General features: G+C 68.4%; 11 protein-coding genes. 2 read left to right on the top strand and 9 right to left on the bottom strand.

What is annotated here, in order from left to right; translation table 11 throughout:
- Positions 1 to 2 precede the first annotated feature (2 nt).
- The gene (fxlM, locus tag ABT299_RS02335) at positions 3 to 2,099 is read left to right on the top strand and encodes a methyltransferase, FxLD system (RefSeq protein WP_500249506.1); all 2,097 of its coding nucleotides are present in this window, start codon (positions 3 to 5) and stop codon (positions 2,097 to 2,099) included.
- A gap of 1 nt (position 2,100) precedes the next feature.
- Entirely contained in the window at positions 2,101 to 3,252 is a 1,152-nt protein-coding gene (locus ABT299_RS02330; RefSeq protein WP_500249505.1) for a hypothetical protein, read from the top strand.
- Here ABT299_RS02330 and ABT299_RS02325 read toward each other — a convergent pair.
- The 9 genes from ABT299_RS02325 to ABT299_RS02285 all read right to left on the bottom strand — a co-directional run bounded on the left by ABT299_RS02325 (position 3,195) and on the right by ABT299_RS02285 (position 11,977).
- Complete coding sequence (locus ABT299_RS02325; RefSeq protein WP_500249504.1) at positions 3,195 to 4,676, bottom strand: hypothetical protein; 1,482 nt, start codon at positions 4,674 to 4,676, stop codon at positions 3,195 to 3,197. The two genes, ABT299_RS02330 and ABT299_RS02325, sit on opposite strands and share 58 nt — an antisense overlap.
- A gap of 24 nt (positions 4,677 to 4,700) precedes the next feature.
- Positions 4,701 to 5,084, bottom strand: coding sequence for a hypothetical protein (locus ABT299_RS02320; protein ID WP_500249503.1), 384 nt, complete (start codon positions 5,082 to 5,084; stop codon positions 4,701 to 4,703).
- 479 nt (positions 5,085 to 5,563) lie between these two features.
- Positions 5,564 to 5,989 carry a hypothetical protein gene (locus tag ABT299_RS02315; RefSeq protein ID WP_500249502.1) on the bottom strand — a complete coding sequence of 142 codons (426 nt, stop codon included), beginning with the start codon at positions 5,987 to 5,989 and terminating at the stop codon, positions 5,564 to 5,566.
- A gap of 6 nt (positions 5,990 to 5,995) precedes the next feature.
- Positions 5,996 to 6,355 (bottom strand): hypothetical protein, encoded by a 360-nt coding sequence (locus ABT299_RS02310; RefSeq protein ID WP_500249501.1) that lies wholly within the window; start codon positions 6,353 to 6,355, stop codon positions 5,996 to 5,998.
- Positions 6,356 to 6,489: 134 nt separating this feature from the next.
- Positions 6,490 to 7,335, bottom strand: coding sequence for a hypothetical protein (locus ABT299_RS02305; protein ID WP_500249500.1), 846 nt, complete (start codon positions 7,333 to 7,335; stop codon positions 6,490 to 6,492).
- A 51-nt stretch (positions 7,336 to 7,386) separates the two neighbouring features.
- On the bottom strand, positions 7,387 to 8,214 hold the full coding sequence (locus ABT299_RS02300; RefSeq protein WP_500249499.1) for a hypothetical protein: 828 nt from the start codon (positions 8,212 to 8,214) through the stop codon (positions 7,387 to 7,389).
- A 45-nt stretch (positions 8,215 to 8,259) separates the two neighbouring features.
- Positions 8,260 to 8,664, bottom strand: coding sequence for a DUF4913 domain-containing protein (locus ABT299_RS02295; protein WP_500249498.1), 405 nt, complete (start codon positions 8,662 to 8,664; stop codon positions 8,260 to 8,262).
- Between the two features lie 80 nt (positions 8,665 to 8,744).
- Positions 8,745 to 10,559, bottom strand: a complete 1,815-nt coding sequence (locus ABT299_RS02290) for a type IV secretory system conjugative DNA transfer family protein (RefSeq protein ID WP_500249497.1) — start codon at positions 10,557 to 10,559, stop codon at positions 8,745 to 8,747.
- Complete coding sequence (locus ABT299_RS02285; RefSeq protein ID WP_500249496.1) at positions 10,556 to 11,977, bottom strand: putative type IV secretion/conjugal transfer ATPase; 1,422 nt, start codon at positions 11,975 to 11,977, stop codon at positions 10,556 to 10,558. The genes ABT299_RS02290 and ABT299_RS02285 overlap by 4 nt, the downstream gene beginning before the upstream one ends.
- Positions 11,978 to 11,995: the final 18 nt, after the last annotated feature.

Genomic DNA, 11,995 nt, shown 5'->3' with positions numbered 1-11,995 from the left:
GAATGGCCCCTTCGGACTGGCCGCAGTACATCATCGACTTCGCCGACTGGAGGCAGGTAGACGAGATCGCCGCGACGGCGCTCCGCCCTGTTCTCGCCGATGCCGAGAAGGACGGAGCGGTCCGCCGGTGGTTCTTCGTCCGTAAAGCACCTCACTGGCGCCTCCGCTATCAGGTCGGCGCAAACGACGCTCGACATCATCTCGCGGACGTCCTGGACGACCTTAAGAGCGACGGCCGGCTCATCGGATGGGCAGTCGGCATCTACGAACCCGAGACGCGCGCTTTCGGCGGCAGGACGGCCATGGAGGTCGCTCACCAGCTCTTCCATCACGACAGCCGCCACGTCCTTGAATACCTGGCCCGCCGTCGCACAGGGACGCCTGGGCTGGGGGCGCGCGAACTGGGGATTCTGCTCGGCACCGTGATGATGCGCGGCGCTAATCAGGACTGGTACGAGCAGGGTGACGTGTGGGCGAAGGTCGCCCACCAGCGACGCGCAGACCGCCCCCGCATGGCGGGCGACGCCGGCACGTCCGCCCGTCGGCTCATGACGAGTGACGTGAGTGCGGAGAGCACCCTCGTACACGGCGGCCCGCTGGCCGACATCGCCGACTGGATCTCAGCTTTCGAACGAGCCGGACAGCAGCTCGCCGAACTGGCGCTGCGCGGACGGCTGGAACGCGGCCTGCGGGCCGTGCTGGCCCACCACGTGATCTTCCACTGGAATCGCCTGGGCCTGACTTATACCGAACAGAACGCACTGGCAACGCTGACAAGCGAGGTGGTCATGGGAACCGACGACGACGGCGCGCCCGGTCTCCCAAGCCCAGGGAGCGGCTCTAACCTCACCGAGGTGACCGCCACCGGAACGAACGACACGACCGCCCACGCCGACCGCCTGCGCAACCTCCTCGTTGACCAACTGCGCCAGCAGGGCACCGTTGGCACCGAGGGAGTCGAGGTCGCGTTGCGTGCCGTGCCGCGGCACGTCTTCGTTCCTGCGTCGCCGCTCGAAGAGGCCTACGCGGACCAGGCGGTCTACACAAAGCAGGACGACAGCGGTGTCTCGATCAGTGCTGCATCCCAACCGACGGTCGTCGCGATGATGCTGGAACAGCTGCTGGTGGAGCGCGGCCATCGGGTCTTGGAGATCGGAGCGGGCACGGGATACAACGCCGCGCTGCTCTCTCACCTGGTCGGTGAAGACGGGTACGTCACCACGATCGACGTCGACGACGACATCGTCCAAGGGGCCCGCACTGGACTGGCGGCAGTTGGCGCGCGGAACGTCGACGTCCTCCTGGGCGACGGCGCCCTCGGCCATCCGGACGGCGCTCCTTACGACCGCGTCATCGCCACCGTCGGTGCAGGTGATCTCCCATTGACGTGGTTGGGCCAGCTCGCGCCGGACGGCTTGATCGTCGTCCCGCTCCGGCTGCGTGGCGGTGTGTCGCGCTCGATCGCCTTCGCCCGCGAGGACGGACGCTGGCTGAGCCGATCCAGCGAGATGTGCTCGTTCATGCCCCTGCGCGGCATCGCCGATGACGCCCGCCGCATCATCCCACTGAGGCCCGATGACTCCGTCGTCCTCCATGTCAATCGCGAACAGGCGGTGGACGAAGCCGCGCTCGCCGAAGCTCTGGATCGGCCAGGCGAGGAGGCCTGGACCGGCGTCCTGTTCGGTGGCTCCGAGTCCGTCGAGTGGCTGTACCTCTGGCTCGCCTGCAGCATTGAGAATGCCCTCAGCCATATGCCCGTTCAGCGCTCGGCCATCGATCAGGGCCTCGTCAAGCCGCAGTTCGGCTGGGGAGCCATGGCGGTCCCTGACAAGGACGCCTTCGCCTACCTCACCGTTCGCCCCGTTGAGGACGACGACGGCGACCAGCGGTACGAGGTCGGGGTGATCGCACACGGGCCGCGCGCCGAGGAGCTCGCCGACCGGGTCGTCAACGCCATCCAGATCTGGAACCAGGACTACCGGGCGCGATCCGTCCAGTTCGAGATCCAGCCCACGGAGACCGCAGGCCCCATGGAGCCCACCCCGGGGCGATTCGCCTTCGACCGCCCCAACACCCGCCTCACCGTCACCTGGCAATGACATGGACGACCTCGCGCGGATCGCACGGCGATTCCCACTGGTCGCCCGGCCGAGACCGGCCTGCAGAGCGCTCGCGGACCGGATCCAGGAGGTTCAAGAGCTCGCCGACGCCGCCGCTGGCAAGACCGCGGACGACGCGCTCGCGCTCGCCGCTTCAGCTCACAACAAGGCGGCACTGATCGCCAGCGACTGCGGTGTGCCCGACCTCGCCCGCGAGCTCTGTTGGAGACAGGCGGCGCTGTACCTGCGCGCCAAGCCCCTCGGATGGGCGGCGGCACGGCACGCGCTGGAGCCGCTCGTCAACCTCATCCGGCTGCGGATCCGCGCTGGTGAGCATCAAGGAGCCGCCGAGGACCTCAACCGCCTGTGGCGCGCCGTCAAGCGCCAAGAGGCCGTCGTCATGGCCGGCCACCCGATTTCCTTCTCCGGTCTCACACATTCCGACGACGAGCACAGGATCGTTTGCCAATGGCTGTGGGGCGTTCTGCTGGCCGACGGCACACGTGCGCTCGTCGCCGCCGGCCAGTGGGAACGCGCCGTCGCCCACGCGGAGCGCCACGGTGGAGTGGGACAGCGCATCATGGACGGCCGCCAGATCAAGATCGTGACGTGCATCCTGAGTGGCGACCCGTCCTCTGCTCTATGTCTCCTCCAAGAGACCAGAGCGCCGGCGTCCTGGGAACAGGCGGTGACCGCCGCTCTTACCGCCTACTGCCTTCGTAGTGCTCGCCGGTCGGCCGCTCGTGCCGTCGACTCCATGGTGGAGCACTACCGCCGCCTCGGCCCCGAGCCGGAGCTCGCGGTTTTCCGCACCCGCCTCGGCATGGCCGTGATCTCCATTGCCGGGGGGAGGGAAGCGTCGTCAGGAGCCGTCGACCACCTCTTGGCGGAGGCCCTGGCCAGCAAGGATGGCTACGTCGCAAGGGACATCCTTGCCGACGTCGGCCTCCGCCAGGTGATCACCACCGATCAGCAACGCGAGTTGCGGGCAGCCATGGAATCGGCACACCTGGACCAGGGATACCTACCAGATCGGCACCTGAATCGGCTCCTGGCAGGAGTGCAGAAGAGTGAAGAGCACACCGCGAAGGTTCTTCAGGGAACCGAAGGCCTTCGAGTAACGCCTTCCCTTCCAGCTGGAGACGCACGTTGAACTTGCGGTCGTGACTCGGTAAGGCATTCTCCGATGGCTTTCGGAAATCCGGCGGCCGCGAGCACGCCTTGGGTGGTCGCGGATTTGGCGGCAGAACGGCGGATGATGAGGCGAGCCTCGTCGGTGTGATCGGAGTTGTGGATGGCGAGGGCCTCGATAGCGTGTCCGAGCGTGGTGATGGTTTCCATTCCCTGATCTTCGGTGGCTTGATAGAGGCCGAGAAGGTTTCGGATTGACGCGGGGACGCGTGGACTGAAGGTCGGGTGTTCTTGTTGCTGCTGGAGGACACCGATGACGGCGAGATCGTTGATCGCGGTCCGGTGGTGGGCGGCGATGATGTTGCAGGCTTCGAAGGCTTTGAGAGCCATAGTGCCGATGCGTGCTGCGTCCGTCGTGGTGACGGCGAGCTGGTCGGGCGGTTTGACCTGGTAGGAGGCGCGGGGGCTGGGCGTCCACGCGGGGTCGGTATGGATCAGTCGGCCGAGGCGGATGATCAGGTCGCCGGCGTCGGTGGCCGGCCCGGCGGCGGGGTGGCCGAAACTGTCGTAGGTATCCCAGCGGCGGCTGATCGCTTTCCATCGTCCGCTGGTTCTTCTGATGGATCTAGTGACTTCTTTGAGGTTTGAGATGTGGCGGTCCTCGTTGAGTTCCTCCATTCGCCGGGTGAGGTTGAGGATAATTTTGCTGTTGAGGTCGCAGGTGATGGCTGCTGCGCGGGCTAGATAGCGCCAGCTGGCGATCGAGCCGGGAGCGGTCGGATTGTGCAAGCGTTGAATGCTCGCGTCGATACCTGCGAGGGCTTCGGTCAGGCTTTCGCTGACCTTGGGTGGGATCCGTTCGGGCGTGCGATGGAGAGGAACGGGGTTGATCGGTGGCCGTTCGTTCTCGCCGAACACCCGGGACAGAACGGCGGCGGTAAGGAGTGGCCGACTGGCGGTGTTCGACGGATCCCCGGTGTGTCTGGCCAGGTGGGCGACGGCGGCGATGTGGTCGCTGAGCTGGTGCAGCAGTGAGCGGGCAGTGTCGGTTGCGGCGAGGGTGGGTGCGTCGGCCGAGGCGGGTTCGGTCAGAGTGGTCGGGGCGTGGGAGGCCAGGAGGTCGAGGCCGCAGCCCAAGGCGATGGAGACGCAGCGGATCTTCTCGGCCAGGACCGACTCGGGTGTCTCGGTGGTGGAGCGGGGGCCCAGCAGTTGCTGGGCGTGGCTGATCAGGGCGGAGGCGCGACGCGCGGCGTCCCGCACGCCGTGGTCTTGGGTGTGCGGGACGCCGAATCCGGTGGCGATCTGGTCGTGGTAGCGGACGAGGACGTGGGCGAGTTGGGAGAGTTCGGCTCGGACGGCGGGTTGGGCGGCTTGGTGGGTGATGTCGGGTGCGTGGACGGCTTGCTTGAGGTCGGTCAGGTGTTCGCGGGCGAGTGCGGTCATCTCCCCGAAGGTGACCATGGGCGGCTACCGGAGGGCTTCGCGGAGCCGGCCGGCGTGCAGGGCCGCTTGCAGGCAGGCCATCTTGTCGTCGGGATCGCTGGCCAGTTCGGCGGCGCGCACCAGGCTCTTGGAGACCTTGCTGGCGAGGTCGAACAGCGCAGCGGCGGTCGCGTTGGCGGTGTCGAGGTCGGTGGGCGCGGCGGCCTGCAGAGACGGGGCCTGGCGTAGGGCGCGGTGGGCTTGAGTGGCTTCGCCTTCCGCCATGCCCCAAGCGATGAATCCGTCGGGCTGTTGGGCGGCGAAGGCGGTGATGACGCGTTCGGCGTGGGCCAGGTCATTGAGGGCGGTGTTGAGGAGTTCGGTGAACCAGGTCTGGCGGACCTGGGCGTGCTCGCGTTCGTGGGTCATCTGCGGGTCCTTGGTCCGAGCGAATGGGGCTGGCGCCGTGCCGGGCGTGCTGGTCCGGGACGGATCCGGGCTTGGCCGTGTTGGTGGAAAGAGGTCGTGAGCATTTGAGCTCCTGGCTGTTGTCAGGCGGCTTGGCCGGGGCCTCGGCGGGGCCTGGGCTGCTTGGTGGGTTGGCTGGGGGCTGGTTCTGGCGTGGGCGGGATGCCTTGAGTGAGGTCGTAGGGGAAGTCGCGGGCTGCGGCTGCGGCGTCGCGTGAACGGCCGCTGGGCGCGGACGGTGGTGGCTTGGGATCGAGCTCGTTCCGCAGTTGGTGCGCGGGGACGCCCGTCCAGGAGCTGAGGGCCTCGATCAGCTTGTCGCAGTCGCGTCTGACGGCGGCGCGGTCGGATGCCTTGGCGGTGGCAAGACGGGCGGCGAGGCTGACGTAGGCGTGTTCGGCCTGGTCAGCGTAGGTGATCGTGCCCAGGATCGTCTCCGTTCAAGGGAAGGGCGGTGCCTGTGCAAGGTGGGCGGCCGGCGCGGCGATGATGTTGGGAATGCCGGGGACCTCGACCAGGAAGGTCGTCTCGGCTTGGGATCTGCTGTTGGTCCAGCCGACGATGGTGCCGCAGCGGTCGCCGTGAAGGGGGAGACGTACTTCGTCGCCTACCTTGTGCGGGCCGGTGTCGTCGGCGGAGTGCCGAGGGCTGGTTGCGCGTCCGCTGCTGATGACCTCGGCGAAGTTGAGGTCGTGGTTGATCGCGTAGTGCTCCAGGTCGTTGATCAGGGCGCTGAGCAGGGCTCGGGTGTAGAGCGGGTCGCGGTCGAGCAAGGAACCGCCGCCGGGAAAGGCGCGCTGCTCGTAAGTGCGGACGATCTGGGTGGCGCGGGCCAGTTGCGTGGCGTTGAAGCCGTGGTCGGTCATGGGCGCCTACTTGAGAGCCGCGTGCAGGCGGCCGACATGGTGCGCGGCCCGCAGGCAGGCCACGCGGTCCCCGGGGTCGGATGACTTGGACGCGACGTTGAGCATCGCCTCGGCAAGGACCAGCACGAACCCGGCGATCGCCTCGGCGAGCTGCCGTACGTCGTCTGTGTTCATGGCTGCGCTGGTCGGCCAGGCGAGGGTGGGGGCTTCGGAGAGCGCCCACCATGCGTCTGTGGCCTCGATGAGTGCGGTCTCGTTGCCGGGACCAGCCTGATCGGTGTCGGTGTCGGTGTCGGTGTCGGTGTCGGTGCCGATGTCGATGTCGATGTCGGGCAGGACGGTGATGGCCCGTTCGACCAGGTCCAAGCCGATGAAGGCGCAGGTGAGGAGGGCGGGGATGGAGTCGGCGGCTTTGATCTGTCGGGTGAGGTATTGGAACTGGTGGTTCAGCGGATCCTCCGTGATGTTGTTCGTCGATCGAGGCGTGTGGGTGCGATGGGTCAGCGCGCGAGCCCGGGCCGTCTCTGCGGACGGCTGGACGGGTGCGCTGGTGGTTCGCGTGAGTCGGTGATGCCCTTGGCCAGCGGAACCGGGAAGCCTTGCGCCGCGAGCTGCGCTGGCGTGAGGTCGGTGCTGGGTTGCCGTACCGGGGCGTCGGGGAGGCCGTTGGGCTCGGTGGCGCCCATGTGGTCTGCGACCTTGCTCAGGAGCAGGTCAGTGACGTTGCGTTCGTCCATGTCGTTCCAGGACGTGAGCGCATCCAGCAGGGTCAGATGATCGCGCAGGTCGTCCTGTGTCGGTTGCCTGCCGGCAACGTCGGCCAAGGCGATGCGGGTTGCCGTCTCCACCAGGATCTGCTCGGCCTTGAGCGGGTCGTTGACGACTCCCTTCGCCGTGGGCGTCTCCGGGAAGGGCGGTGCGGGTTCCAGATCGGCGGCGAGGACGGCTCGGTTCTCGTTGTGTCCGAGGAAGCGCACGTAGTACTCCGTCTGTCCTTGCTCGGAGATCAAGACGCCGGCGACGCTGCCTCGGGTCGGCTGTCCCAAGAGGACCGCCTCATCGGCAGCGGGTCCTTCGAGCTGGACGGTCGAGCCGATGGCGAAGGCGTTGGGGTTGTCGCGTTCGGTGTCGTAGTAGGCCTGCGCTTCGGCGGCGATGTCGTTGAACTCGATTCCGCGGCGTTCGGCGTAGTGCATCAGGTCGACCAGCAGGTCGCTGATCAGCTCGCGTGCGTCCTGGTCGTTGGCGCGGTGGTCGAGGTGCTCGGTCTGCTCGAACAGGGCTTGGAAGGAATCGAGAGCGGCGGCTCCGAACTCGGCGAACTCTTCGGCGCCGGCGTCGGTCATGCAACCTCCATCGATCGGTCGGTGTGTTGGCGGGTTGAGCGCTGGGGCGGTCTAGGGGCGGCGCGGGCGCCGCTGGGAACGCTCCGGGAGCCTGGCGACAGCGGGCGGTTCGTCGGGTGGAATGGTCTCGGGGCCCTGCGGGAACCCCATCGCGGCCAGCCGGGCGACCGCGGCCGGGCCCGGGCCGTCTTCGGCTGGTGCCTTTGCCTGTTGAGCGGTGCCAGGGTTGCGCGCGAAGAGATGGTGGATGATCCCTTGGGTCGTGCCGCCGGACCAGCCGGCCAGGGCTTCGGCCAGGCGGCCCAGGTCGTCCAGCTTTTCCGGATAGGTGACCGGGAGGGTGTCGGCGTTCCGTTTGAGCCAGGCGGCGAGGGCGGTGATCGCCTGTTCGGCATCGCGCGCATGATGAACGACTCCGGCTGTCCTGGTGGCGATGGGCAGGAGCGCGTCGGCCGGTTCGAGTTCGGACGCGGTGACGTGCACGGCTTTGGCGACGGCCGGGACCCGGACGATGCAACGAGCGTCGCCGCCCGGTGTTTCGGTAAGGGAGATGATGAAGCCGCGCCAGCGCGGATACCGCGGTTCGGCTCCCGTGGCGGTCTCCTGTTGGCGGATCTGCACCTGGGCGCCGAGCCGGAAGTTGTGGACGGGATCGGCTTCGGCTCCGCCGCGGTCGAGGCTGCGCTGGTGGAGCTCCTCGAGCGTCTCGTGGACGTCCAGGTTCTTCTGGGCGGCATAGCGGGCGAGATGCTCGAGCAACGACTGGACGAGCGACTCGGCTAGTGAGGAGTCGGCGCGGTGGCTGGGAGTGCCGCCGGGCAGGAGCTGGTCCTGGTAGGCGTCGAGCACTGCGGCGACGGCGTCATCGGGATCGGGCATGCGAATCTCCAGTCAGTGGCGTGAGAAGTGGTGTGGCCCCCGGAATCACGCTTCGGCCACAGAGAGTGAGTCGTGTTCGGAGCCGAGCCAGCCGACGGGGACGGGGGCGACGCGGGCTTCGTGCGGGGTGAGGTGTTCGGTTTCGGTGCATTGGTAGAAGGGCCCGCGGGGGCCAAGGAGGACGGGGAGTTGGTGGTCGAGGTGGTCGCGGTACCACAGGGCTAGGCCGGTGGCGCCTTGCAGGCGCATGGCTTCCCAGGCGTACCAGAGGGCGGTGAGGCGGGAGATCGCTTCGCCGTGGTGCCACCATTGGGCGCACCAGCGGAATTCGCCGCCGAGGGTGCGACGGTACATGGGGACGAAGTGGGTGGTCACCCAGCTGGTCAGGCTCGGGTACAGCGGCTTGAGTTTGTCGCCTCCGGGATTGGCGGCGATGTCTTCGACAGGCATTGAGCCTCCTGAACTTTTGGTGTTGGGCATGACGAGGTCACCGTTTGTCTCGGCGGATTCGTGGGTGGCGAGGCGCGGAGTCAGACGTCCAACTCCGGCAGCTGAGCGCCTTCGGCCTGGCCGTAGTGGCGGCGGGCGGCCTCGGCGATGGCGGTGTCGGCCGCGGTGATCGCCTTGTTGATGGCGGCGGCGTGGGGGCCGCGATACCAGGGGCGCAGGCGAAGCAGGGCGGGTTTGGTGCCGGTGGCCAGCAGGAGTGCGGTGCCTTTGGGTAGGGCGCGGATGTCGGCGGCTTCGAGGATGTCTTGGCGGCGCAGGGAGATTTGTTCGCTGGCGCGTCCGTCGTTGTAGGTGATGGAGCGGACGGGGACGTCGTGTTGGCCGATGAGGGTGGCCAGGTCGCGGACGAGGCGGGGGGAGTCGATGCCGGCGCCGATGAGTTTGCGGGTGGCGGCTCCCCATAGTGCGGCCATGCCGGGTTCGCCCCAGACGGTGACGCCTTGTTCGTAGCTTTGCAGGATGGTGACGGGGATGATGCCGCGGGATCCGAGGTGGGAGTACAGCTGGGGGAGGTCGGCGATGCGGCAGATGTTGGCGGCTTCGTCGAGGGCGACGATGAGGGGTGGGTCGAGGCGTCCGCCGGCTTGTTCGGCGCGGCGTTCGGCGGCGCGCATGGTGGTGTCGGTGAGCGCGGCGATCAGCGGCGCCGCGGCGGATAGGGATTTGGAGAGCAGGTAGAGGGTGTCGCGGGTGCCGGCGAAGGTGCGCGGATCGAAGACGGGCAGGTCGCGGGCGGGGGTGACCCAGGCGAGGATTTCCTGGTCGCGCAGAGCTTTGGCGGCGGTGCGGGCGGTCTGGTAGATCCCGTCGCGGGTTTCGACCGCGCCGTTCTGGGTGCCTTTCAGCGAGGAGGCCATCAGCTGGAACCCGGCCTCCTGCAGCAGTTTGATGGGGGTGGGGACGGCGGGTTCGTCCAGCCATTGGGCGACGTGGTGCAGGGAGCGGCCGGAGGTGGCGGCGGCCAGGAACAGCGCGCACAGCAGGTCTTGTGCGGCGGGTCCCCACAGGTCCTTCTTCTGGCCGTCGTCGACGGTGAGGACGAAGTGCCCAGCTAGGCGGTGGGCGTCCTCGACGGTTATCAGCCCGGCGAGGGGGTTCCACCACCAGGTCTGGGGTTGGTAGGTGATGCGTTGGGGGTCGAACAGCCAGGTTCGGCCTTTGGTGTGGTCGGCGCGGACGGTGGAGATGGCGGCCCACAGGTCGGCTTTGTTGCTGGTGGCGATGACCGGCCCTGGCGCCGACAGCACGTGCGGGATGGACTGGGTGGTCGTCTTACCCGAGCGGGGCGCCATGAACGCCACGACGGTGTCCTCGAACGAGGCGAACAGGGTGGGCCCGCTCCGGTCGCCGGGCAACAGCACATCACCGAGGACCAGCCCGATGTCGTCGCGGTCGAGCTGCTCGGGCGGGGCGGTGAGGGAGCGGCGCAGCGCGGCGGCCTTGCTCGCGGTCGCGGGCGGTTGGAGTTCGGTGAGGCCGGGGTTGTCGGCCAGCGCGGCGACGGCGTCGCCGGGCTGCGCAAGACGTTCTGCGATGCGCCGCCACATCCTCCAGCCGGCGCTGATCAGGGCGGTGAGCAGCAGCATCAGGATGAGCAGGACGAGTGGCGTTGGAGTTCCTGGCCAAGCGGTCTGGAAGCGCCGGCGGACGAGTGCGAGAGCGAACTCCGTCCCGAAGTGGGCAACGGTTCCGCCCCCGAGGGTTGCGGCGAGCTTGGCCGAGATCCACACGAGCCAGAGGGCGGCGATGGGTGTCCAGCAGGCGAAGAGGACGAGCCAGCCTGCGCTGGCGTTGGAGTCGAGGATCGAGGCGCGGGGGCCGAGGGCTCGGGTCATGCGGTGGCCCGGATGGCCTGGTCGGTGTCGTAGAGGTCGGCCTCGGGCCCGACGAGGGAAAGCTCGACGGGGATGCCGAGCCGTTCGCCGGTCTTGATCAGGTACTTGCCGCGGCCGGGGTGGCGGGCGCCGGGTTGCCAGGAGTCCGGCGCCGACCAGGAAGTGACCAGCTGCTGCTCGGGGCCGGTGAGCGGGGTGATCTCATGCACCCGAGCCAGTTCGCGGGGTGGGAGGCCGGCCAGGACGGTGATGGCGGAGCGGTCGGCGAAGCCCTTGGCCTTGGCGCGGTCCTCTTCGGTGGCCAGCGCGTCCAGGTCGGCGAGGGAGTGGGTGATCATGATCGAGGCCATGCCCTTGGCGCGGTTGAGGCGGGTGAGGGCGTCGGCATGCTCGACCAGCCCCGGTGCGCCGCGTAGCGCACGCCACAACTCGTCCATGACGCCCAAGTAGGAGCGGCGCGGAGCAGCGTGCAGATCGGCCAGAGCGGTCGCGGCGTCGACCATGCCGAACGCATAAGCCCAGGTGCACAACATCGCGGCCGTGAGCAGCTTGTCGCCGGCCGCGCGGACCCGCGAGATGTCAACGCTGATCGCCGGGGCATCCAGGTTGAGGGGACGCGTGGTGGCCGCGTCGAACACCCCAGCTAGGGAGCCGGAGATCAGTAGGTCGAGGGTGAACACCAGGTCGCGGGTCTGGGCGCGGTAGGAGCCGGAGGTGTCGGTACGCGTCGCCGACCGCAACTCGTCGGGGCCTTGCTCCAGGATCTGCAGGACGTCGGGGATGGTGGGGTCGCGGTCGAGACGGTCGTCGAGCAGGTCGATGGCGCGCCCGAGGACCACCTCCTCGGCGTTGGTGATGCGGCCTTCGCGGACCAGGGTGGCCAGGGCCAGCAGCAGCGACAGACGACGGGAGCGGACTTCCCACCGCAGCGTCTCGGCATCAGCGCCGGTGAGACGGCGACGGGCTTCGTCCAAGGGGCCGGCGTCGAGGGGGTTGATGCGGTCGACGCCGCGTCCGACGCGGATGACCTGGCCGCCCAGGTAGTCGACCAGGCGGGTGTAGTCGGGTTTGGTGTCGCCGAGGATGATCGGGGTGGTGCCGGTGGCGACGGCGCCGGTGACCAGGCGTTTGACCAGCGTGGATTTGCCGGTGCCGGGCTGCCCGAGGACGAACATGCCAGGGTTGGTGACCAGGCCCGCCCGCAGCCAGGCCAACGGGTCGAGGCAGACGACCTCGCCCCACAGCTGGTGCCGTCCCACCGGGGTGCCGACGGTGGGTGTGCCGGATCCGGCGGTGAAGGGATACAGGCCGCAGACCTGGCTGGTGGTGGCTTGGAATTCCGGGGCGGGTTCGACATGTGCTGCTCGTCCGGCGTCGGGACCTCGCCAGCCCCAGGGCGGGCCGAGTGGTTCGGACATGGCTTGCGTTTCGACGGT

This window comes from Spirillospora sp. NPDC000708 (assembly GCF_040299565.1).
Taxonomy (GTDB): domain Bacteria; phylum Actinomycetota; class Actinomycetes; order Streptosporangiales; family Streptosporangiaceae; genus Spirillospora.
Note: the sequence above shows the minus strand (reverse complement) of the source record. Positions and strands in the feature narration are given on the sequence as shown.